This window comes from Wenyingzhuangia gracilariae (assembly GCF_056387575.1).
Window position 1 is genome coordinate 2,495,997 of sequence record NZ_CM150748.1, and the last position, 22,258, is coordinate 2,518,254.

Consider the following 22,258-nt stretch of genomic DNA (forward strand, 5'->3'; position numbering starts at 1 on the left):
CCAATGAAAGGGATAAACTTTAAAATTATAGCAAGTTTTTTGGGGCTTACCTCCATGATGAATGGTTTTTTTATGCTGTTGTCAGAACCTTTTAGTTGGTATTATCACGAAGTGGCTAGCACAGGTATTCTATCAGCAGGATTGCTAACCATAGTTGTAGGATTTTTATTGTGGTTTTTTAATAAAAATGCTCCAAAAGAACTACAAAAAAGAGATGGGTACTTAATTGTAACTTTAGGTTGGTTAATGCTAACTTTAACAGGGAGTTTGCCTTATTTAATGACAGGTACAATTACATCTTTTCCCGATGCAATCTTCGAAACAATATCAGGATACTCAACAACAGGAGCTTCTATTTTAACAGATATAGAAAGTGTACCCAAAGGAGTTTTGTTTTGGAGAAGTGCAACACATTGGATTGGTGGAATGGGAATTATTGTATTAACCGTAGCCATATTACCGTTGTTAGGAATTGGAGGAATGCAGTTGTTTGTAGCCGAAGCTCCAGGGCCTTCTACAGATAAGTTACATCCTAGAATTACACAAACGGCCAAAAGGTTATGGCTTATCTATTTTAGTTTTACCATTATAGAATTTTTGTTGTTAAAAGTAGCAGGAATGACGTGGTTTGATGCCATTAACCATGCCATGGCAACATTAAGTACGGGTGGTTTTTCTACTAAAAATGCAAGTTTGGCTTATTGGAATAACAATCCATTGGTGCAATATATTATTATTGTTTTTATGTTTATTGCTGGGGCTAATTTTGTACTGAGTTATTTTGCGTTAAAAGGAAAAACATCCAAAATTTTTAAAGACGATGAGTTTAAATATTATTTTATTTTAAGTGTTGTTGTTACTGTTGCTGTTACTATTTTAATTGTATGGTTTCAAGACCCAACTTTAAAAACAAGCATTAATCACCCAATGCCTTTAGGACAATTAGAAAGTGGGTTTAGGCATGCAGCATTTCAAGTAGTAAGTGTGTTAACAACCACAGGTTTTGTTTCTGCAGATTTTACTATGTGGAACTATTTGGCTACAGCATTAATGTTTTCTTTATTCTTTATAGGTGGTTCTGCAGGGTCTACCAGTGGAGGAGTTAAAATAGTTCGTCATGTAATTATGATTAAAAACTCTTTGTTAGAGCTAAAAAAACAATTGCACCCAAAAGCAATTATATCGGTACGCTACAATGGAAGCAGAGTTTCTAGAGTAATTATATTTAATATTCTATCGTTTTTTGTTATTTATATGTTGATATTTATTTTAAGTACCATCATATTAACTTTTTTAGATTTAGACTTTCTTTCAGCGTTTGGAGCAGCAGCATCTTGTTTAGGGAATATTGGACCTGCTTTGGGATCTGTAAGTCCTGTAGATAATTTTGCACATTTAACAGATTCTGCCAAACTATTTTGTTCTTTTTTAATGCTAATTGGTCGTTTAGAATTGTTTACCGTACTAATTGTATTAACTCCTTATTTTTGGAAAAGTAATTAATGTTTTTGTAACTTTCTACAAATAGTTAATTATGAATCACAGTTTTACTTGTCCTTATTGTTGGGAGTCTATAGATATGTTTCTAGAATTTTCTGTAAGCGAAACTTACATTCAAGATTGCGAAGTATGTTGCAATCCCATAGAAATTAAAACCGAATGGAATGAGGAGGTTTTAGTGAGTTTTAATGCTACTGCAATTGGTCAGTAATTGTAAAGGAATTTATTGTTTTCGACTAAACTACAAATCATCAAATAAAAAAAATGAAGACAATTGTACATAAGGCAGGTTCTAGAGGATATGCAAATCATGGTTGGTTAGAGAGTCATCATACATTTAGTTTTGCAAATTATCAAAATTCGGAACGAATGAATTTTGGGGTATTACGTGTTTTAAATGATGACAAAGTAATTGGTGGAAAAGGATTTGGAACACATCCACATCAAAATATGGAAATAATTTCCATACCACTTTCAGGAGATTTGGAACACAAAGATTCTATGGGAACTCATGGGGTTATTAAAGAAGGAGATGTTCAGGTAATGAGTGCTGGAACGGGAGTGTACCATAGTGAATTCAATAAAAATGAAAATCAAAAAGTTGAATTTTTGCAAATTTGGTTGTTCCCAAACCAACAAAATGTAACTCCAAGATATGATCAGCAATCGATTAAAGAATTAGAAAAACAAAACGAATTTTATCAAATATTATCTCCTAATGCAAATGATCAAGGTGTTTGGATTCACCAGGATGCGTATTTCTCTATGGGAAAATTTGATGGAAATACACAAGCTACTTATCAGCTAAAAAACAAAGAAAACGGATTGTATATTTTTGTTTTACATGGTGATTTAAGAGTAGGGGACACTGAATTAATTAGTAGAGATGGTATGGGGATTGAGGATGCAGATGAGGTGAGTTTTCAGTTTAAAACCAGTTCTCATGTACTCTTAATGGAAGTACCAATGATGTAATAAAAAAAGCCTTTTATAATTAATTATAAAAGGCTTTTTAAGGTTTAGAGTTAAATTAAACCTCTAATAAACTGTTTGTTTTTTTAACAGCATCTGCAGATGAGGCAAATTTTGCTTTTTCTTCTTCGTTTAATTCTATTTCAACAATTTGTTCCAATCCGTTTTTACCTAAAATACAAGGAACACCAATACATAAATCTTTTTGTCCATATTCTCCTTCTAAATATACAGAGCAAGGAAATAGTTTTTTAGAATCTGTAGCAATGGCTTGTACCATGGCAGATACCGCAGCACCTGGAGCATACCATGCAGAGGTTCCTAGCATTTTGGTTAAGGTAGCACCACCAACTTTGGTTGCTTCTGCAATTTCGTTCAATTTTTCATCACTTAAAAATCTAGAAACTCGCATAGAGTTTCTGGTGGCTAAACGAGTAAGAGGTAACATTCCTGTGTCTGAATGTCCTCCAATAACCATTCCGTCAACATCCGACAAAGGAGCGTTTAAAGCTTCGGCAAGTCTGTATTTAAAACGACCAGAATCTAAAGCACCACCCATACCAATAATTCTATTTTTAGGAATATTTAGTTGTGTTTTTACCAAATAAGTCATGGTATCCATTGGATTAGACACAACAATAATAATGGCTTTAGGCGAATGTTCTAAAATGTTAGTTGCAACAGATTTTACAATTCCTGCATTAATTCCTATCAATTCCTCACGAGTCATACCTGGTTTTCTAGGGATTCCAGAAGTAATTACAGCTACGTCAGAACCTGCTGTTTTGGTATAATCGTTTGTAGAACCTACTATTTTAGTGTCAAAATTGTTTAATGATGCAGTTTGCATTAGGTCCATGGCTTTTCCTTCTGCATAATTTTCTTTAATGTCTACTATTACTACTTCAGAAGCAAAGTCTTTAATTGCTATGTATTCTGCACATGAAGCTCCAACAGCTCCTGCACCAACTACGGTTACTTTCATTTTATTTTGTTTTTATAGATGATTAATTTTTACGTATTAAATGTAATTAATTGTTTGTGTCCAAAATATGATTTAGGTCATTAATGAATTTTATTCAGTTTTTGCTTGTTGAATTCTTTCCTTTATTCTTTTTTGAAATTTTGGCATTCCATTTTGCATCATGTCTTGCATTAGTTCTTGCGTAATAACAGGTGTAAGTGTAATTAGCTTTTTACCAACTTCGCTTTTGTAAAATTTAATTAAGTTGTTAATGTCTTTATCGTTAAAATGTTTGGCATAAATAGTTACCATGGGTCCGTTAATCATTTCTGTGGTAAAAGCTTTTACTTCTTCTATAAGTATTGTGTTTATCTTTTCCATTTTTTGCTTTTGTTCCTCGGTTTTTAAAGAAGCTTTTATTTGTTGTTGCATCATAGGAACCATTTGATCCATCATCTGATTTACCATTTTATCGGCTTGCATTTCTTTGATTAACTCTTTTACTTTTTCTTTTGAGGTTTGTGCGTTAATTGATAGTGTTAAAATAAAGAAAAGTCCAAAAAATTTTTTCATAGTTATTTTTATTAGGGTTAGTAATTCTTCTAAAATAAGTAATAAAATCAAAAAAGCCTATTGAATTTTAAACAATAGGCTTTGTGTAGAATGTATGTAATTAATTTTATCTGAAACTAAAAGCTATCCCAGCGTTAATAGAGTTGTATTCTTGTAAAGTATAACTTCCGTATATTTTAAAGAAAGCTAAATTAATGCTCATACCTGCAGTGGTCATAAAGCTAGTGACATCATTTTCGATATTTGGTAAGTCTTCAGGATTTATTTGTTGAGGTTCTCCTAAAGCTAAACCTGTGTTAGGGTCTTTATATTGAAAGTAATAATCTCCGTTTACCACTAGGCTAGATGTACCAGTAGAGTAACCTAGACCTACAAAAAAGTTAACAATTTTTAAATCTACAGATCCTAGTAGCTGACCTGTTAGACTAGTCACTTCCATGTCAATGCTTTGTCCTTCTTCACCAGGTAAGTATTGAGAATTTAATTTAGTATATCCTCCAAATAAAGAAATATCTACTAAAGGAATACGTTTGGCAATAGGAAAATATTGTAATATGTTGTGTTTAACTCCTATACCAAATAAATCTGTTTTAAAAGAGTCGCTACCAACTTTAGGAACAAAACGTACCGTTACATCTGTTTTAAAAGGCAAGCCAATACCGGCTTGTACCATAGCAGCAGGTACTTGGTCAAACCCAATCTCATCTCCTAGACCATTAAAAGCATCAATTTCAAATTCGGCTGTTTGAGGTCCTAATGGGGTGTCAACATCTTTTGATACAATAAGTACTTCATTTGAACTTCCTCCAAAGGCTGTTGGTAGTTCTGTTTGACTAGCCCCACTTTCTAAACGAACATTCTCGTAATCAGCGATGTTAAATGTAAAGTTTTTTCTGTTGCTAGGAACAGAAGATAGCGTTGCGTTTAAAGTAAGATCAAAACCTAATAATCGATGAGGTTTGGCTGTTCGGTACCATCCGCTGTTTAAATTATAAATAGTTCCTTCAAAGGCAGGTTGTAAGTAAGATTGCATTAAAGTTCCTGCATCTTTTCCAAGTACAAGGATCTCTTCAATGTCTTGTGCTTTGGCTGTAGATAAACCAGCTGTAAAAGCAATTAGTAAGATTATTTTTTTCATAAGTATAGTGTTATGTTCTGTACGAAAGTACAAAAATGTTCACAAACCAAATGTTATCATTTAGCTAATAAAAAAAGGAGCTCATTTAACTGAACTCCTTTTAATTAATTGTATGGCAATACTTAAAAAGTATTAAGCATCAATGTTTGCATATTTTGCATTTTTTTCAATAAACTCTCTACGTGGCGGAACCTCATCACCCATTAACATAGAAAAAACTCTGTCTGCCTCCACTTCACTGTCAATAACAACTTTTCGCAAAGTTCTAAATTCAGGATTCATAGTCGTGTCCCATAGTTGTTCTGCATTCATCTCTCCTAAACCTTTATAACGTTGAATAGAAGCTGAACCTCCAAATTTTAAGTTGATCATGTCTCGTTGATCATCTGTCCATGCATATTCTTTTTTAGCTCCTTTTTTAACTAAATATAACGGAGGAGTAGCAATATAAATGTATCCTTGTTCAACCATTTCTCTCATATATCTAAAGAAGAATGTTAAAATTAAGGTAGCAATGTGAGAACCATCTACATCGGCATCACACATAATAACTACTTTGTGGTAACGTACTTTAGATAGGTTTAAGGCTCTAGGATCTTCTTCGGTACCAATGGTAACTCCAAGAGCAGTAAACATGTTTTTAATTTCTTCGTTTTCAAAAACTTTATGATTCATGGCTTTTTCTACGTTTAAGATTTTTCCTCTTAAAGGTAAAATAGCTTGAAATTCACGATCACGTCCTTGTTTTGCTGTTCCACCTGCAGAATCTCCCTCTACTAAGAAAATTTCACATTTTTCAGGATCTGTTTCAGAACAGTCAGATAATTTACCAGGCAAACCACCAATAGACATTACGGTTTTACGTTGCACCATTTCACGAGCTTTGGTAGCTGCGTGGCGGGCTTGTGCTGCTAAAATTACTTTTTGTACAATGGTTTTAGCATCATCTGGATGTTCTTCTAAATAATCGGTTAACATTTCTGATACGGCTTGACTTACAGCAGCAGAAACTTCACGGTTTCCTAATTTTGTTTTGGTTTGCCCTTCAAATTGTGGTTCCTGAACTTTTACAGATACAATGGCTGTTAACCCTTCTCTAAAGTCATCTCCAGCAATGTCAAACTTTAATTTTGACAACATTCCAGAAGCATCAGCGTATTTTTTAAGAGTGGTTGTTAATCCTCTTCTAAAACCAGATAAGTGTGTACCTCCTTCGTGTGTATTAATATTGTTTACGTAAGAGTGTAAGTTTTCTGAGTACGATGTGTTGTATACCATGGCAACTTCTACAGGAATACCATTTTTTTCACCTTCCATAGCAATAACTCCAGCAGTTAATTGCTCTCTAGTATTGTCTAAATATTTTACAAATTCAGACAATCCTTCTGTAGAATGAAATGTTTCAGAAATATAATTTCCTTCATCGTCTTTATTTCTTTTGTCAGTTAAACTAACAGTAATTCCTTTGTTCAAAAAGGCCAATTCACGCATACGAGCCGCTAAAGTGTCGTAGTTGTAAACTGTTGTTTGTTGAAATATAGATTTGTCTGGAGTAAATGTTACAGTAGTACCGTTTTTATCGGAGTCTCCAATGGTTTTTACAGGGTATAAAGCTTTTCCTCTTTCGTACTCTTGTTCCCATATTTTTCCTTCTCTGTGTACGGTTGCTCTTACGTGGTCAGACAATGCGTTTACACAAGATACTCCAACACCGTGTAGTCCTCCAGATACTTTATAAGAATCTTTGTCGAACTTACCCCCTGCACCAATTTTAGTCATTACAACTTCTAATGCAGAAACTCCCTCTTTTTTATGAAGTCCTACAGGAATACCACGTCCATTATCTTCAACAGTTACAGAATTATCTTCGTTAATTATTACAGAAATGGTATCACAATGTCCTGCTAAAGCTTCATCAATAGAGTTGTCTACTACTTCATATACCAAATGGTGTAATCCTCTTACTCCAACATCTCCAATATACATAGATGGTCGCATACGTACATGCTCCATTCCTTCTAGTGCTTGAATACTATCGGCCGAATATCCCGGTAATTTTTCTTCGCTCATAATTTATGTCTGTATTATTTTAATTTCTTAACCTATCAAATATAATTAAATAGAAGCGTTTTTAGGAATAATGTCTGCAAAATTTACGCAAACCCTAAAATTTAAAAAACGTCTTAAAATAGCTAAAAACACCTTTATTTGGGGTTTTGGTGTTTTTGGAGAATTATTTTTTAAGCTTGTGATAAGAAATGGTCTTAGAGCTTAATTTTTGAATTAAAAAAAATCGGGATTTTAGGAACTGTTAAGTTTTTTTTAGACGAATGGACCAATGTTCTTTTATGATATTTCATCAATAACAGAAGTTACTTTTAAAAAGTGTAGGTAGAAAACGATATTGATGTTAACGATGTATAATAGATAGGGGGATTAAATGCATTATCTGTAAAAAGTGCTTGTTATGATGAATGTCATATAATCAAAAGTGGTTTCTATCGAATTTTACAGTATCAAATTAAAACAACAAAACAATGGCAGATTCAAGATTAGATTCTTTAAGGAGATTTAAGCAGGTGCAAACCATGGTTGATTTTCAAGGACGAATTATCAATTTTTTAATCAGTATTATTTTAGCTTTCGGAGGGACATATCTATTACAATCTCCAGAATTAGATACTCCTCAAATTTATGTGTTATTTCTATTGATTTTATCGGTTTGTTTGTGGGTAACAGAAGCCATTCCTCCTTTTACGGTAGGTCTGTTTATTTTTGGTTTTTTAGTTTTTGCCCTCGGAAAATATTATCACGATATTGATCCGACAACCTCTAATAAAATAGTTCAAAAATATGTGCAAACTTGGTCTAACTCTGTAATATGGTTAATGCTAGGTGGTTTTTTTATGGCAGAGGCTATGCAAAAAGTAGGGCTAGACAAAACCATTTTTAAAATGACCATTAAAAGGTTTGGAACCAAACCTAGGTTTGTGTTGCTAGGAATTATGTTGGTTACTGCTATTTTTTCTATGATAATGAGTAATACAGCTACTACGGCTATGATGATTGCATCGGTATTGCCTTTTTTAAAAACATTGCCAAAAGATGCAAAAATTACCAAAGCCTTATTAATAGGTATTCCAGCAGCGGCTTCTTTAGGTGGAATGGGAACTATTATAGGTTCGCCCCCAAATGCAGTAGCTGTAGATGGTTTGTTACAAAACGGAATTAAGTTTGGTTTTTTAGAATGGATGATGATTGGATTTCCGGTAGCAATTGTATTGGTTTTAATTTTTTGGTTGATTTTGATTAGTAAGTTTATACCTAGAGTTTCTACCATCGATTTAGGTTTTTTAAGCGAAGGTGAGCCTGAAGAAGGTTCTACAGAAAAAATGTTTTTGCTAAAAAAGAAATTTGTATTGGCAGTATTAATTGTAACCATGTTGTTTTGGTTAACAGGAAAATTACACGGAATTTCTGCCTCAACAGTATCTATGTTGCCTATAATGTTGTTAACGATGTTTCGTATTGTAAATTCAGAAGATGTTAGGAAATTACCATGGGATACTTTAATGTTAGTAGCAGGAGGTTTGTCTTTAGGTTTGGCTATTAAAGAAACAGGACTGGCTGCTTATTATGTAGGATTGATTCAAGAATACAACTTAAATTTTGGAATAATGATTGTTGTTTTTGCCTTAATAACCGTTGTGTTGTCTAATTTTATGAGTAACACAGCTACCACCACTATTTTAATTCCAATAGCTATTATTTTGGCAACAGACAATCCTTTAATTCTACCATTAGTTATTGGATTTAGTGCTTCTACAGCTTTGTTTTTCCCAATTTCTACACCGCCTAATGCCATTGCTTTTAGTACAGGGCTTATAGAACAAAAAGACTTTAGATTTGGGGGAATTATAGCAGGTTTATTAGGGCCGTTAATTGTAGTGCTTGTAATTTTAGGATTTCAAATGGTTGGATTAATTTAAAAACAAAACAAGAAAGATTAAAAAGAAGAAGAATGGTGAAGTTTAAAATGATGTCAATAGTATTGTTTTCTTGTATGGCTTTGCAAGCTCAAGACAAACCCAAAGTAAAATGGAATATTACCACTCAATTTTGGGCACGTTACTCTGAGCTAAACAAAGGAACTGCTGTTAACGGAGAAAAAACCAATAGTTATGCAGATGTGTCTATTCGTAGATTAAGAATTCCGGTTACATCACAAATAACACCTAAAATTTATGGATATGCGTTGTTTGGAGGAAATAACTTTAATCATGAGTCTAAAAATTTTCCGTTACAAGTTTTAGACTTGTATGTAGAATATGCTTTTGATAAAAGTTTTGAAGTCGGATTAGGAAAATCAGGATGGCAAGGCTTGAACAGATGGAATGTACGTTCTTCAAAATCATTAATGGGATTAGATTCTCCTCTTTTTTCACTATCAACAGTTAATAAAGATGATGATTTGGGAAGGAATTTAAGTTTGTGGTTCAAAGGACAAGCGGCTAAGTTTGATTATCGTTTTGTAATCTCAAATCCTATTTCGGTAGACAAAGCCCCAGCAGCAGGTAAAGTAGATTTTGCCAACAACCGACCTAGAAAACGTTATTCTGCCTATGTAAAATATCAGTTTTTTGAAGAGGAATCAAATAAATCTGCCTATCAAACCGGAACATATATTAATAAGAAAAATGTGTTTAATATAGGGGTGGGAGCGCAGTATCAAGCAAAAGCATTTGCAGATGATGATGCTTTGCTAACAAGTACCAATTTATACAATATGAAAAATTGGGCAATAGACTCTTTTTTAAGTTTGCCTTTAAATAAAGAACAGGGAATTACAGCTTATTTAGGATATTATCATTTAGATTTTGGAAAAAATTACATTCGAAATGTAGATGCCAATGGTTCTATGTTTGATGCGGGTTCTGGAACTACTTACAACGGAGACGGAAACGGTTATCCTATGATAGGAACAGGAACTACATGGTATACACAATTGGGATATGCTTTTCCAATGTATAAAAAACACATAATTCAGCCTAATATTGCTGTTCAATATTCAGATTACGATGCTTTAGCATCTGTAATGACTGTATATGATTTTACAATAAATCTATTTTTAAACGGAACAGGACACGGAAATAAAATAAGTTTAGGATATCAATACAGACCTGTTTTTGATCGTGTTAGCTTAAACGAAATTGATAGAAAAGGAATGGCAGTGTTACAGTATCAGATTACCATTCAATAAATTTAAAGATTAAGATTAGAGGTGTTAAGTCTTAATTTTTGAATCTAAGAAATAGTTGTTTTTTTTAGTAGTTGTTCATGAAAACAGCCAGATTCTTTACGGAGGATTTGGCTGTTTTTTATAAGCTTATATTTGTCCTTAAAGATTAGGCTTTGTAAAGCTTTTTACTCCGTTAAAACTTTTGTATTTTCGCACACTTGAAGTCTGAATTTAAAGAAACTAAGAAATGAGTAAAATAATGCCTGTAGACATCTTGTCTAGCATCAAAGGAGCCAAGTCTTCTGAGGCGGTGGATAAGTTGTTTGACGTAATTAAAAATGCGGAAACAAATCAAAATTCATCAAATCAAAATGCAAAGAATGCAGTGTCTATAGACCATTTGCGAGAAGATGTAGTAGAACACAGTTCAGAAATTACCAAAAAAATCATCAAGGAAAACTTTCCTAAAGAAAAAGATGGATATTTAGTGGTGTCTAAAGTTATAGAAGGGTAAAATGTAAAAAGACGTAAAGTAGAAAGACTTTTTCTTTTGACTTTTTACTCAAAATCTTTTTATCCAAAACGAATACAATGAGTTTGATAAAAAAAATACATCAAGATTTAGTTGCTAAAAAATATACTTGTACTGCTTTGGTTCAAGAAAAACTAGCATTGCTAAAAGAAAATAAATACAATTCTGTAAACACTGTTTTAGAAGATTTGGCTTTGGAAGCTGCTGCAAAAGTAGATGCTAAAATTGCCAATGGAGAAGAAATAGGTTTGTTAGAAGGAATTCCCTTTGGAATTAAAGATGTATACATGGTGCAAGGAACCTATACATCTGCTAGTTCAGATTTGTTAAAACAATACAAGTCTGCATATACAGCAACTGCTATTCAAAAATTGTTAGATGCTGGAGCCATTCCAATGGCTAAAGAAAATTGTGACAGTTTTGGTCACGGTTCTTCTTCTGAAAATACCGTTTTTGGAAGTGTTAAAAATGCTATCAATCAAGAATTAGTAGCAGGAGGTTCTTCGGGAGGTTCTGCCGTAAATGTTGCTGCAGATTATACCGTGTTTTCTATTGGTGGAGATACAGGAGGTTCTATCCGCCAGCCAGCAGGATACAATAAAATTTATGGATTAAAACCTACTTACGGACGTGTGTCACGTTATGGGTTAATGGCTTATGCATCGTCTACCGACACCGTTGGACCTTTGGCAAAATCTATAGAAGATGTTGCGATTGTGATGAATGTGATGAGTGGTAAAGATCCAAAAGATCAAACAACCATTGCATCAGAAGAGATCAATGCTGAGGTAATTGCATCAAAACCAGAAGGAATTAAAATAGGATATTTTAAGAACTTTATTGAGAATGATGCCATCGACCCAAAAGTAAAAGCAGACTTTTTAGCAACGATTGAAAAGATAAAAGTAGCAGGATACGAGGTTCAAGAATTAGATTTTTTTAATGCAGATACGTTGGTTTCTACCTATTATACTTTAGCGATGGCAGAAACAGCATCGAACTTATCTAGGTTAGATGGAACCAATTATGGAGATAGAGTAGAAGGAAAAAACCTAAAAGATACCTACATGATTACGCGTTCTGAGAAATTTACCGAAGAAACCCAACGTAGAATTGTAGGAGGAAATCAAGTATTGTCTCAAGGTTTTTCTGATGCGATTTACTTAAAAGGTCAAGAATTAAGAAAAGAAATAGAAGCTGCTTTTGAAGCTGATTTTAATAAAGTTGATATTATTCTATCACCTGTAACTCCAGGTCCTGTTCCTAAAATAGGAGAAGTATTAAGCAACCCGCATGCCATGTATTTGTCTGATGCCTACACCGTAGGATTTAGCTTAGGACAGTTACCAACTTTAACTTGTCCTTTTGGAACAGAAACCGGAATTCAAGTAACAGGAGCAAAAAATAAAGAACAAACAATTTTACAGTTTGCTAACTTTTTAAACCAAGTGCAATAATGGAATTAGAAAGATTAAATTCTCTAATAGAAGAAAACGGAATAGAATTAGTAATTGGTTTAGAAACACACGTACGTTTAAATACAAAATCTAAGTTGTTTTGTGGATGTGCGAATGAAGAAAGCGAAGAAGCAAACGTAAATATTTGTCCGGTTTGTACAGGACAAATGGGAGTGTTGCCAGCCATTAATAAAGAGGCTATTACCAAGGCTATTTATTTTGGAAAGGCCATCAATTCAACTTTTTCTAACGAAATTACTTCATGGGATCGTAAACATTACGAATACCCAGATAACCCAAAGAATATTCAGATTACACAGTTTCACAATCCTATCATTCCAGATGGAGAGGTGGCTTGTTATAGAAACGATGGTTCTCAATTTTCTGTACAAATTGAGCAAGTGCATGTAGAGGAAGATGCTGCAAAATTGGTGCACGAGAAAACCATTTCTTTGGTAGATTTTAACAAAGCGGGAGTTCCGTTAATTGAAATTGTAACCAAACCTTGTATTCGTAATATTGAGGATGCTTCTACTTATGCACAATATGTGCAACGTATAGTTCAGAACTTAGGAGTTTCTGAGGCTAACTTAGAAAAAGGACAATTCAAGTCGGATGTTTCTGTATCGTTACGTATTAAAGGAACAGACGTGTTGAATCCTCGTACCGAAATTAAAAACTTAAACTCGTTTAAGTTTATGGTGGAGGCTTTAAAAGAAGAAATAGAAAAACAATTAAACTATTACATAGAGCACAAAGAGTTTAGACCAGATCAAACTACAGTTTTGTGGGATGAAGCTTTAAAGCAAACTAAAACCATGCGTAAGAAAGAATACGATGCTGATTATCGTTATATTTCTGAACCAGATTTGCCGTTTGTAGCTATTAAAGAGGTAGTAGATAGCATAAAAGTAGACAACAGTATTTTACCACATGCGGTAGAAACTATTTTAATTGATGGAAAGGTAAAACCTCAAGATGCTAAGTTTTTTACAGCAGATGCTTTACGTTCTAGCACGGTAATGGCATTGATTGATGCTATTGGTGATGTAGCTTTTGTAGCCAAAACATTGACCAATAACCTTAAAGCAGAGGATTACGATAAGATTGAGAATATAGATGATTTGATCTCTATTTTTAAATCTTTTAAAGATGGAAAAGTAACCAATGTATTGGTTCAAAAAGCAATTGAAGAATTGTTAGTGAACCCTAAGTTTGATTACAAAAAATACTTTGCTGATAATACCATTTCTGAAGAACAAATTCAAGAAGCTGTAAATGATGCTATTAGTGAAAACGAAGCGATTGCGAATGACATTAAAGGAGGAAACAAAGGAAAAGCAGGAGTTTTAGTTGGTAAAGTAATTGCAAAAATTGGTAAAGGAGCACCAGGGAATGTAATTCGTGAGATGATTTTGGATACCCTTGCAGGAAGTACAGAGTCCAAAGTACAGAGTACAGAGCAAGGGACTAGTAATGAAAAACTGAATACTGAGGACTCAGTACTGAATACTAGCGAAGCATTACCTGAAATTCCTTTAGTAATAAAAGAAGAGTATAGAACACATGTTATAACAGACATCACCGAAGAAACGATTAATACTACTGTAGGTTTGGCAGGATGGGTATCTAGTGTGCGAGATCATGGAGAATTAATTTTTATTGATTTGCGTGATGCCTCTTATGAAATTATTCAAGTTCGTTTAAGTAGAGAATCGTTCCCTAATTTAGATGAGTTGGTAAAATTGAAACCAGAATCTGTTATTACTGTTTCAGGTAAAATAGTACAACGTAGAGAAGATGATTACAATGCTGGATTAAGAACAGGAAAAATTGAATTAGAAGCTACGGATTTAGATATTTTAAACTTGTCTAGAACCCTGCCTTTTGAAATTAAAAAAGCGACACGTTCTAACGAAGCAGTTCGCTTTGAATACAAGTTTTTAGATCACAGAAATCAAGAAGTACGTAAAGCAGTAGTTAACCGTCATAAAGTAATTAAGTTGTTGCGTGACATGTTAGATACGGATGGTTTCTTAGAAGTAGAAACACCAATTTTAACAGCAGGTACCGATGAGGGAGCTAGAGAATTTATAGTGCCTTCTCGTAAAGAACCAGGAGCGTTTTATACGTTGCCACAAGCACCACAACAGTTTAAACAAATGTTAATGGTAGGTGGTTTTGATAAGTATTTCCAAATCGCACGTTGTTTCCGTGATGAAGATTCTCGTGGAGATCGTCAACCAGAATTTACACAGTTAGATATAGAAATGGCATATGCATCTATGCAACAAATCATAGATTTGAATACAAAGATGTTTAATACCATTGTGAAAGAGATTTATGGTAACAAATGGATTTTACGTCCTTTTGAAGTAATTACTTACAAAGAGGCTATGGATAAATATGGTTGTGATAGACCAGATTTACGTTTTGGCTTACAAATGCAAGACATTACAGACATTGTAAAAGGAACCACTTTCCAAGTATTCTCTAAACCTATTGATGAAGGTGGAATTGTAAAATGTATTAAGGTTTCTGCAGAAGAGCAAGGAGGAAAACGTATGTCTAAAGGGCAAATAGAAAAATTAACTTCTATTGCTCAACAACATGGTTTAGGAGGATTGGCTTATATTATTGTAAATGAAAACGATTTGCAATCGCCAATTATTAAATTCTTAGGAGAAGAAATTGCTCAAAATATTATTGATGTTACAGAAGCTAAAGTTGGAGATATTGTTTATTTCTCTGCAGCCGATTATGCTACTGCTAACAAAGCGTTAGATGCAGTTCGTCAGGAGTTAGGAGCCATGTTAAAATTAATCAATCCTAAGGAATTAAGACCAGCGTGGGTAGTTGACTTCCCTATGTTTGAAAAAACTGACGAAGGACGTTGGACTTTTACACATAACCCATTTTCTATGCCAGCTATTTATGATTTAGATAAACATATGAAGGGTAAAGAAGAGGAAATAGGGACAATTATAGCTCAACAATACGACTTAATTTTAAATGGTTACGAAATTGGAGGAGGATCTGTCCGTGCTCACAAACCAGAAATTTTAGAAGCAACCTATAAAAACATGGGTTACAATAAAGAAGAAATGTTAAAGAGTGTTGGCACGATGTATGATGCATTTCATTATGGAGCACCACCGCACGGAGGTATTGCATGGGGAGTAGATAGATTGATGATGATTTTAGAAAAGAAAGCTTCTATTAGAGAAGTAATGGCTTTTCCTAAAACAGGTTCGTCTGAAGATTTATTGTTTAAATCACCATCTAAATTGTCTACTAAAAAAGTAGAAGAAATGAATGTTAGAGTAATTGTGAAAAAATAAATGAAATTAAGAGTGTTTTGTATGGTTATTATTGATATAGGTTAATATATTTGCCATAAATTGTATTGATACAATATGAAAAAGTTATTTGCTAAGCTTAAAAGAAAAAATATATTCTCTTATGATGAAAAAGGTGTTGAGGTTAAAGTTTCAGCAAAAGAAAAGAGAGTAGTTAAATGGGATTCAGTTGTCAAAGTAGTTTACATAAATCACTTTGAGGAATATAGTGGATACTTTTTAACAGAAGAATATAAATCTAAAGTTCTGTATAACCGTATTTGGGTAGATTGTAGTCAAAATATGGTGAAAGTTAGAACCGGAGGAACTCCTTCTGTTAAAAATAATGTATCAAATCCTTTCTCAAAAAAATTTGGTACAACCTGTATTTACAATGTTGTATTTGTAGAATATGTAAATGAAAAAGGCTTATTGAATTTATTTGCGGTTCATTTTGAATTTGAAAAAGTAGAAAAATGCATCAAAAACATATCAAAATATCTATCAAAAGATAAAATTTATTTTGAAAAACGATTAGAAGGTTTTAATAATGTTAATAGCATAAAAAAAGCATCACTTTAGTGATGCTTTTTTTATGCCTCCTTTTAAAGAGCTTATTTTTAAATTTAAATCTTTAATAAGTTGTCTACTTCTGTTTCCTGTTTCACAGTACAACACTATTTTTTTATCGGAGTTTAATAAGTTTGGATTATTTCTTATATCATTTTCAGGAATGTGAATTCCGCCAATGTTCTGAATATCTCTTTCCAAACTTGTTCTAATATCTATCAATTGATGAGCTGAGGTAAGTTCTGAAAATTGAATTTCATGTTCAAATGCTTCAATGCCACAAAAGAAATTATAGTCAATCAATTCAGTAACGTGCAGGTTATTATTTTTCTCAAACCCTAAAATAAATTGTTGATTGTTGAGTGTATTGATGGTGAGTAGTTTTCCAGATAAAATTTCTCCAATTCCACAAATAATTTTAATGACTTCATTAGCTTGATAACTTCCAATAATTCCAGGAAGTACTCCTAAAACTCCAATTTCAGAACAAGAAGGAACTGAACCTGCTTTTGGTGGAGTAGGGTATAAGCATCTGTAAGTTGGTCCATTGTTATAGTTAAATACAGAAACTTGTCCTTCAAACTTAAAAATAGATCCAAATACCAAGGGTTTGTTGGTAAGTACAGCAGCATCATTGCATAAATATCTGGTTTGGAAATTGTCGGAACCATCAACAATTATATCGTATTGATTAAAAAGAGCTAGTGCATTGTCTTTGTTTAAAAACTCATGAACAATATTAAATTTTACATAAGGATTTAATTGTTTCATTCGGTTGGCTACTGCTCTAGCTTTAGATTTTCCAATATCATCAACCGTAAACAAAATTTGACGTTGTAAATTGGTTACATCAACATTATCTCCATCAACAATACCAATAGTTCCTACTCCAGCAGCGGTTAAATACTGAATAATAGGACAGCCCAATCCTCCAGCTCCAACCACTAAAACTTTGGCTGCTTTTATTTTTTCTTGCCCTTCTAGTCCAATTTCATTTAATAATAAATGACGACTGTATAGTGTTTTTTCGTTGTTGTTTAGTTTCACAAATACAAAGTATTGAGTACAAAGTACAAAGTATTGAGTAGCTATTGTTCTTAGTACTCATTACTTTATACTTAATACTAATTAAAAGTTTCCCAATCTTTCCATACAGGTTCTAATCCGCTTTCTTTTAACATTTCTGCAATGAGTTCTGTTGAGCGTTCATCGGAAATTTCAAATTGCTCTAAGGTTTGTGGGGCTACTGTGTAACCACCTGGATTTGTTTTAGACTCTGCACTTAAAGAGGTAATACCCAAATGGACAATGTTATTTCTAAATTTTTCGCTTTCGCGAGTACTCATAGACAGTTCTACATCTTCATCTAACAACCTAAAAGCACAAATAGTTTGCACCAAATCTCTATCGGTCATTTCTACTTTTGGTTCTAAACCTCCGCTATGTGGACGTAATCTTGGGAAAGAAATAGAGTATTTTGTTTTCCAATAGGTCTTTTGTAAATATTTAAGATGTAAAGCTGTAAAAAAACTATCTGCTCTCCAGTCTTCCAAACCAAATAAAGCCCCAATTCCAATTTTATGAACACCAGCTTTACCCAATCTATCAGCGGTATCTAAACGGTAATTAAAGTTAGATTTTTTCCCTTTAGGATGGTGTTTTTTATACTCATCTCTATGATACGTTTCTTGATAGACTAAAACGGCATATAAATTGGCTTCAATCAATTCCTCATATTCATGTTGCTCTAAAGGTTGTACTTCTATGGTAATGTTAGAAAACTGATCTTTAATTAATTCCATAGCATGTTTAATGTATGGAACCCCAACGGTTTTATTTGCTTCACCTGTGACCAACAAAATATGATCGTATCCTTTGGTTTTTAAAAAAGCAACTTCTTTTAAAATTTCTTCATCAGTTAAAGTCCTACGAGGAATTTTATTGGTCATGCTAAATCCGCAATAAGTACAAATGTTTTGGCACTCGTTAGACAAATACATGGGAACGTACATTTGAATGGTGTTTCCAAAACGTTTTTTTGTAGTCATCTTACTCATATGAGCCATTTGTTCTAAATAAGGAGCAGCAGCAGGAGATACCAAGGCTTTAAAATCCTCTAAATCTCTTTTGGTTTTAGAAAGTGCATACTCAACATCTTGAGCTGTTTTTGAGTTGATACTCGCTAAAGTTTCATCCCAATTGTAGGTGTCAAATAAGGTTTGAAATGTTTTCTTCATGTTTTTAGAGTTTTAGTAGTTAAGAATATGAGTAGTTAAGAATTTGAGTATTACTTGCGTAACCTGCTCCTTAACTCCTGCTCACTTGTGAGCTATACTCCTTAAATTCTTAACTACTTTATTCATTCCTACTGTAAAAAACTTGTTAAAGGACTACTAGCTTCCGCATGTTTTTTAATACTCGCTAATTTTGCGTTGTAAGCCATTCTACCTGCTTCCACCGCCATTTTAAATGCTTTGGCCATTTCTACAGGGTTTTGAGAAACCGCAATGGCTGTGTTTACCAAAACAGCATCGGCACCTAATTCCATAGCATAAGCAGCGTGAGATGGGCTTCCAATTCCAGCATCTACAATTACAGGAACATTGCTTTGTTCTATAATAATTTCTAAAAAGTCACTTGTTTTTAATCCCTTATTAGTTCCAATAGGAGCTCCTAAAGGCATTACGCATTGTGCTCCTACTTCTTCTAATCTTTTGCATAAAACCGGATCAGCGTGAATATATGGCATCACAACAAAACCTAGTTTTACCAATTCCTCGGCTGCTTTTAAGGTTTCTATAGGATCGGGTAATAAATACTTAGGATCTGGGTGAATTTCTAATTTAATCCAATTGGTTTCCAAAGCTTCTCTTGCTAGTTGCGCTGCAAAAACAGCTTCTTTAGCATCTCTTACTCCAGAGGTGTTGGGTAATAAATTTACATGTGGTTGGTGAATGCTTTGTAGCATTTTGTCTTGCTCATTATCTACATCAACTCGTTTTAAGGCTACGGTTACCAATTCACTCTCTGATGCTAAAATAGCTTTTGCCATTAAATCATTAGAACTAAATTTTCCTGTTCCTGTAAACAATCTTGATGTAAATTCTTTATCGGCTATTTTTAATGTGTCCATATTTTTTCTTTTCAAGAATTTAAGGAGTTAAAGCTCTTTAACTTCTTTACTCCTTAACTACTTCCTTTATTGTTCTCTTAATTATTTCTTTTAAAACTTGGGTGTCTACATCTGCTAACTTGTTAATGTATAAGCAGCCTACACCGGTTTTGTGTTTTCCTAATTGGTCTAATAAATCTTGACTTTTTTTGATGTCGCACCCCATTAGATATAAGGATGTATTTGCTTTTCTAGGCGAGAATCCACAGGTGAACCAATTGTCTTCTATGCCCGATTTTGTTTTGTATCTGTATTGGCCAAACCCCACAATACTATCTCCCCACATCACAGGTTTTTCTCCTGTTAGCGTTTCCATCATATTTAGTATTTCAAAACAATCTTTACGTTTTTGTTCTTTGTCAACTAGGTTGATAAAGTCTGTAACACTTGCGTTGGTTGGTTGATTTTTGTTGGCCATAGGTTTCGTTGTTTTGATGAGTAGTTAAGAATTTTAGGAGTGATAGAAGTTAAGTAGTTAGTAAAACTTCTTAACTCCTGCTCGTATACGAGCTTTAACTCCTCAGATTCTTAAATTCTTATTTATTTCCAAAATCATATCTCTGTTCTGCACTATTTCCGGCTTTTAATAGTTGATTGATGTTTCTAATTTGATTAAAATCTCTAGTAATTTCTCCAGACATAGCAATACCCGAAACTCCTGTTTTTAAAAGTTCAGAAATGTCGTTTATAGTGATTCCTCCAATGGCTATAATTGGGGTTTCTGTTTTTAATTCTTCAAGAATCAAACGATAACCATCTAATCCTAAAATGGGACTTAAATTATCTTTTGTAGAAGTAAATCTAAAAGGTCCCAAACCAATATAATCTACTTCTTCTTTAATTCTTTGTTGGCAGTCTTGTAAAGTATTTGCGGTTCCTCCTATAATTTGCCAAGAGAATAATTCTTTTCTAGCTATTTTGGGACTAGTGTCTGTTAATCCTAAATGAACTCCATCTGCTTTTATTTCTTTAGCAATTTTATAATGATCATTAATAATCAATCTTGTCTGAAAATGATTAGTGATTTCTCTGGCTTCTAAAGCTGTTTTTAAAATCTTTTTATCGGATAGATTTTTTAATCGAAGTTGTACCAATTCAGCTCCCGAAGCACAAGCTTTTTGGATATTTTCTAAATGCTCTATTGGTGTAGCTCCTTGCGATATGTAATGTAATTTGTTGATGGTCATTTTGTGTGAATATGGAAGTTGAGAATTTTAGGATATGAGGAGTTAAGAACTTAATTATAGTTGTTTTTATTGGCAATGGATCTACAATAAGAATTTAACATTTTGCTTACTTCATTAATCAAATCATTAAGTTTTTTAAATTCATTTGTATACTCTAAATCCCTCGATAGAATTAAAAAATATTTACATTCTTCTAGTGATGCTTGAGCAATATTATAAAACCTTAGTTTCTCTTTGTTAGAAAGTCTTTTGTATCCTTCTGCAATGTTAGCTGTAATAGAAACAGAAGCCCTTCTAAATTGAGAAGTCAATCCGTAGATTTCTTCTTTAGGGAACGATTTTGTTATTTTATAAACTTCTAGAACAAATTGATGTCCTTTTTGCCAAACTAATAAATCTTCAAAACTTTTGCTCTTTTCCATATGCTACATTGGTTTTTGAGATGATACTTTACTACTAAACTTCTCAGATTCTGAACTACTAAATTTATGCGTTCCCAACAAAGAATCATTAGAGTTTAAAAAGCTTTCAGTATAATATTTTGCAGCTTTACAGGCATCTTCTAACTCTTGTTCTAAGCCAATATTACAAGCTAAGGCAGATGACAATACACAACCGCTTCCGTGTTTTTCTGAAACTTTAGTAGCGTTTGGAGGAATGTTTACCATTACAATTCCACTATGGTATAATTCGTCCCAACCTTTTTTGTCTTTTCTATGTCCGCCTTTTAAATAGATGTTGGTTTTGCTGGCAATATGTTCTGTAGTTTCTTCAATATCTTTTTCTGGGTACAGTAATTGAATTTCATCATAGTTGGGAGTGATGATATAACATTGTTCCCAAATTTTATTCAACAAATCTTGATTTTCGTCTGTATGAAAATCAAAACCAGCAGTGGCTTTGATAATTGGATCTAAAACAATTTTTGCTTCAGGATTTAAGCATTTCAGTTGTAATAAAATATCGAGCAATGCTCGCCAAGATTGGATGATTCCTATTTTAACGATAGCAATTTCAAAACGTTCGAATAAAGTTTCAATTTGTGAAAAAATCACTTTAGGATCTGTCCAAACGCACTCTTTAAAATCTACATCATTTTGAACGGTTATAGCAGTGCAAACAGATAAGCCATAAAAACCATGTGCTTCAAATGTTTTAATATCTGAAGTCAATCCAGCACCTCCTGAAGGATCGTGACCCGCGATAGTTAATATGTATTTACAATTAGCAGTTGGCAATGTGCAATTATCAATTCTATCCATCTCCATTTTCTTTTGATTTTTTGATAATTGTAAATAGTATTTTTAATATTTGCTCAAGTTCATCAAACAATACCTCAAATTCTTCAGACTCAATATAACCTGTGTCTTTTAAAATTCTCAACCAATATTTAGTTTCTCTAGCTTCTTTGTAAGCTATATTTAGTTTATATATAAAGTCTTTTTTAGAGAAACCTCCAGTTGCTTCTTCAGTATTTGCACCTACAGAAGTTCCTGAGCGTAGTATTTGTTTAGATAAAACGTATTCTTTTTTCTCACTTACTAAATATTGAGAAAGTTTCACAATTTTAATTGCAAAGTTGTACGTTTTGTTAAGAATAATATTGTTACTCATTG

21 protein-coding genes are annotated in these 22,258 nt (G+C 33.1%); 9 read left to right on the top strand and 12 right to left on the bottom strand.

Going from position 1 to position 22,258, the window contains the following annotated elements:
• The first annotated feature begins 3 nt into the window (after window positions 1-3).
• From ACY2IJ_RS10840 to ACY2IJ_RS10850, 3 genes are read left to right on the top strand one after another with little or no spacing between them, the layout of a single operon-like run.
• On the top strand, window positions 4-1,503 hold the full coding sequence (locus tag ACY2IJ_RS10840; RefSeq protein WP_476724387.1) for a TrkH family potassium uptake protein: 1,500 nt from the start codon (window positions 4-6) through the stop codon (window positions 1,501-1,503).
• A gap of 28 nt (window positions 1,504-1,531) precedes the next feature.
• Window positions 1,532-1,711 carry a zinc ribbon domain-containing protein gene (locus tag ACY2IJ_RS10845; RefSeq protein ID WP_476726556.1) on the top strand — a complete coding sequence of 60 codons (180 nt, stop codon included), beginning with the start codon at window positions 1,532-1,534 and terminating at the stop codon, window positions 1,709-1,711.
• 53 nt (window positions 1,712-1,764) lie between these two features.
• Window positions 1,765-2,475 carry a pirin family protein gene (locus ACY2IJ_RS10850; RefSeq protein ID WP_476724388.1) on the top strand — a complete coding sequence of 237 codons (711 nt, stop codon included), beginning with the start codon at window positions 1,765-1,767 and terminating at the stop codon, window positions 2,473-2,475.
• 55 nt (window positions 2,476-2,530) lie between these two features.
• Here the strand turns inward: ACY2IJ_RS10850 and ACY2IJ_RS10855 are convergent, their stop codons facing one another.
• From ACY2IJ_RS10855 to gyrB, 4 genes are all read right to left on the bottom strand, one after another.
• The gene (locus ACY2IJ_RS10855) at window positions 2,531-3,457 is read right to left on the bottom strand and encodes a malate dehydrogenase (protein WP_476724389.1); all 927 of its coding nucleotides are present in this window, start codon (window positions 3,455-3,457) and stop codon (window positions 2,531-2,533) included.
• 90 nt (window positions 3,458-3,547) lie between these two features.
• Window positions 3,548-4,009 (bottom strand): DUF2059 domain-containing protein, encoded by a 462-nt coding sequence (locus ACY2IJ_RS10860; protein ID WP_476724390.1) that lies wholly within the window; start codon window positions 4,007-4,009, stop codon window positions 3,548-3,550.
• A 106-nt stretch (window positions 4,010-4,115) separates the two neighbouring features.
• On the bottom strand, window positions 4,116-5,147 hold the full coding sequence (locus ACY2IJ_RS10865) for a DUF6588 family protein (RefSeq protein WP_476724391.1): 1,032 nt from the start codon (window positions 5,145-5,147) through the stop codon (window positions 4,116-4,118).
• Between the two features lie 132 nt (window positions 5,148-5,279).
• Complete coding sequence (gyrB, locus tag ACY2IJ_RS10870; protein WP_476724392.1) at window positions 5,280-7,217, bottom strand: DNA topoisomerase (ATP-hydrolyzing) subunit B; 1,938 nt, start codon at window positions 7,215-7,217, stop codon at window positions 5,280-5,282.
• 467 nt (window positions 7,218-7,684) lie between these two features.
• Between gyrB and ACY2IJ_RS10875 the strand changes: the two genes are divergently transcribed.
• From ACY2IJ_RS10875 to ACY2IJ_RS10900, 6 genes are all read left to right on the top strand, one after another.
• Window positions 7,685-9,136 (top strand): SLC13 family permease, encoded by a 1,452-nt coding sequence (locus tag ACY2IJ_RS10875; protein WP_476724393.1) that lies wholly within the window; start codon window positions 7,685-7,687, stop codon window positions 9,134-9,136.
• 32 nt (window positions 9,137-9,168) lie between these two features.
• A complete protein-coding gene (locus tag ACY2IJ_RS10880; protein WP_476724394.1) occupies window positions 9,169-10,407 on the top strand; it encodes a porin in 1,239 nt (412 codons plus the stop codon).
• Between the two features lie 226 nt (window positions 10,408-10,633).
• A complete protein-coding gene (locus ACY2IJ_RS10885; RefSeq protein ID WP_476724395.1) occupies window positions 10,634-10,900 on the top strand; it encodes a hypothetical protein in 267 nt (88 codons plus the stop codon).
• A 77-nt stretch (window positions 10,901-10,977) separates the two neighbouring features.
• A complete protein-coding gene (locus ACY2IJ_RS10890; RefSeq protein WP_476724396.1) occupies window positions 10,978-12,375 on the top strand; it encodes an amidase in 1,398 nt (465 codons plus the stop codon).
• Window positions 12,375-15,716 carry a bifunctional amidotransferase subunit GatB/aspartate--tRNA ligase AspS gene (gatB/aspS, locus tag ACY2IJ_RS10895; RefSeq protein ID WP_476724397.1) on the top strand — a complete coding sequence of 1,114 codons (3,342 nt, stop codon included), beginning with the start codon at window positions 12,375-12,377 and terminating at the stop codon, window positions 15,714-15,716. Before ACY2IJ_RS10890 ends, gatB/aspS begins: the two co-directional genes overlap by 1 nt.
• Window positions 15,717-15,791: 75 nt before the next feature.
• Window positions 15,792-16,295 carry a hypothetical protein gene (locus tag ACY2IJ_RS10900; RefSeq protein ID WP_476724398.1) on the top strand — a complete coding sequence of 168 codons (504 nt, stop codon included), beginning with the start codon at window positions 15,792-15,794 and terminating at the stop codon, window positions 16,293-16,295.
• On the opposite strand, the gene moeB is transcribed toward ACY2IJ_RS10900, so the two are convergent.
• The 8 genes from moeB to ACY2IJ_RS10940 all read right to left on the bottom strand — a co-directional run bounded on the left by moeB (window position 16,287) and on the right by ACY2IJ_RS10940 (window position 22,256).
• On the bottom strand, window positions 16,287-17,330 hold the full coding sequence (moeB, locus tag ACY2IJ_RS10905) for a molybdopterin-synthase adenylyltransferase MoeB (RefSeq protein WP_476724399.1): 1,044 nt from the start codon (window positions 17,328-17,330) through the stop codon (window positions 16,287-16,289). The genes ACY2IJ_RS10900 and moeB overlap by 9 nt on opposite strands.
• Window positions 17,331-17,407: 77 nt before the next feature.
• A complete protein-coding gene (gene thiH, locus ACY2IJ_RS10910; protein WP_476724400.1) occupies window positions 17,408-18,520 on the bottom strand; it encodes a 2-iminoacetate synthase ThiH in 1,113 nt (370 codons plus the stop codon).
• A 128-nt stretch (window positions 18,521-18,648) separates the two neighbouring features.
• Complete coding sequence (locus tag ACY2IJ_RS10915) at window positions 18,649-19,416, bottom strand: thiazole synthase (protein WP_476724401.1); 768 nt, start codon at window positions 19,414-19,416, stop codon at window positions 18,649-18,651.
• A gap of 46 nt (window positions 19,417-19,462) precedes the next feature.
• Window positions 19,463-19,873 (bottom strand): DUF1801 domain-containing protein, encoded by a 411-nt coding sequence (locus ACY2IJ_RS10920; RefSeq protein WP_476724402.1) that lies wholly within the window; start codon window positions 19,871-19,873, stop codon window positions 19,463-19,465.
• Between the two features lie 118 nt (window positions 19,874-19,991).
• Entirely contained in the window at window positions 19,992-20,642 is a 651-nt protein-coding gene (gene thiE, locus ACY2IJ_RS10925) for a thiamine phosphate synthase (RefSeq protein ID WP_476724403.1), read from the bottom strand.
• A 50-nt stretch (window positions 20,643-20,692) separates the two neighbouring features.
• A complete protein-coding gene (locus ACY2IJ_RS10930) occupies window positions 20,693-21,064 on the bottom strand; it encodes a four helix bundle protein (protein ID WP_476724404.1) in 372 nt (123 codons plus the stop codon).
• 3 nt (window positions 21,065-21,067) lie between these two features.
• Entirely contained in the window at window positions 21,068-21,904 is an 837-nt protein-coding gene (locus ACY2IJ_RS10935) for a hydroxymethylpyrimidine/phosphomethylpyrimidine kinase (protein WP_476724405.1), read from the bottom strand.
• Complete coding sequence (locus ACY2IJ_RS10940) at window positions 21,897-22,256, bottom strand: four helix bundle protein (RefSeq protein WP_476724406.1); 360 nt, start codon at window positions 22,254-22,256, stop codon at window positions 21,897-21,899. Before ACY2IJ_RS10940 ends, ACY2IJ_RS10935 begins: the two co-directional genes overlap by 8 nt.
• Window positions 22,257-22,258 lie beyond the last annotated feature (2 nt).

Coding starts and splice junctions, on each gene's coding strand:
- ACY2IJ_RS10865 (WP_476724391.1), bottom strand. CDS start 5,147: ATGAAAAAAATAATCTTACTAATTGCTTTTACAGCTGGTTTATCTACA.
- ACY2IJ_RS10930 (WP_476724404.1), bottom strand. CDS start 21,064: ATGGAAAAGAGCAAAAGTTTTGAAGATTTATTAGTTTGGCAAAAAGGA.
- ACY2IJ_RS10915 (WP_476724401.1), bottom strand. CDS start 19,416: ATGGACACATTAAAAATAGCCGATAAAGAATTTACATCAAGATTGTTT.
- ACY2IJ_RS10900 (WP_476724398.1), top strand. CDS start 15,792: ATGAAAAAGTTATTTGCTAAGCTTAAAAGAAAAAATATATTCTCTTAT.
- ACY2IJ_RS10920 (WP_476724402.1), bottom strand. CDS start 19,873: ATGGCCAACAAAAATCAACCAACCAACGCAAGTGTTACAGACTTTATC.
- ACY2IJ_RS10840 (WP_476724387.1), top strand. CDS start 4: ATGAAAGGGATAAACTTTAAAATTATAGCAAGTTTTTTGGGGCTTACC.
- ACY2IJ_RS10875 (WP_476724393.1), top strand. CDS start 7,685: ATGGCAGATTCAAGATTAGATTCTTTAAGGAGATTTAAGCAGGTGCAA.
- ACY2IJ_RS10880 (WP_476724394.1), top strand. CDS start 9,169: ATGGTGAAGTTTAAAATGATGTCAATAGTATTGTTTTCTTGTATGGCT.
- ACY2IJ_RS10940 (WP_476724406.1), bottom strand. CDS start 22,256: ATGAGTAACAATATTATTCTTAACAAAACGTACAACTTTGCAATTAAA.
- gyrB (WP_476724392.1), bottom strand. CDS start 7,217: ATGAGCGAAGAAAAATTACCGGGATATTCGGCCGATAGTATTCAAGCA.
- ACY2IJ_RS10855 (WP_476724389.1), bottom strand. CDS start 3,457: ATGAAAGTAACCGTAGTTGGTGCAGGAGCTGTTGGAGCTTCATGTGCA.
- ACY2IJ_RS10890 (WP_476724396.1), top strand. CDS start 10,978: ATGAGTTTGATAAAAAAAATACATCAAGATTTAGTTGCTAAAAAATAT.
- gatB/aspS (WP_476724397.1), top strand. CDS start 12,375: ATGGAATTAGAAAGATTAAATTCTCTAATAGAAGAAAACGGAATAGAA.
- ACY2IJ_RS10935 (WP_476724405.1), bottom strand. CDS start 21,904: ATGGATAGAATTGATAATTGCACATTGCCAACTGCTAATTGTAAATAC.
- ACY2IJ_RS10885 (WP_476724395.1), top strand. CDS start 10,634: ATGAGTAAAATAATGCCTGTAGACATCTTGTCTAGCATCAAAGGAGCC.
- ACY2IJ_RS10860 (WP_476724390.1), bottom strand. CDS start 4,009: ATGAAAAAATTTTTTGGACTTTTCTTTATTTTAACACTATCAATTAAC.
- thiH (WP_476724400.1), bottom strand. CDS start 18,520: ATGAAGAAAACATTTCAAACCTTATTTGACACCTACAATTGGGATGAA.
- ACY2IJ_RS10850 (WP_476724388.1), top strand. CDS start 1,765: ATGAAGACAATTGTACATAAGGCAGGTTCTAGAGGATATGCAAATCAT.
- thiE (WP_476724403.1), bottom strand. CDS start 20,642: ATGACCATCAACAAATTACATTACATATCGCAAGGAGCTACACCAATA.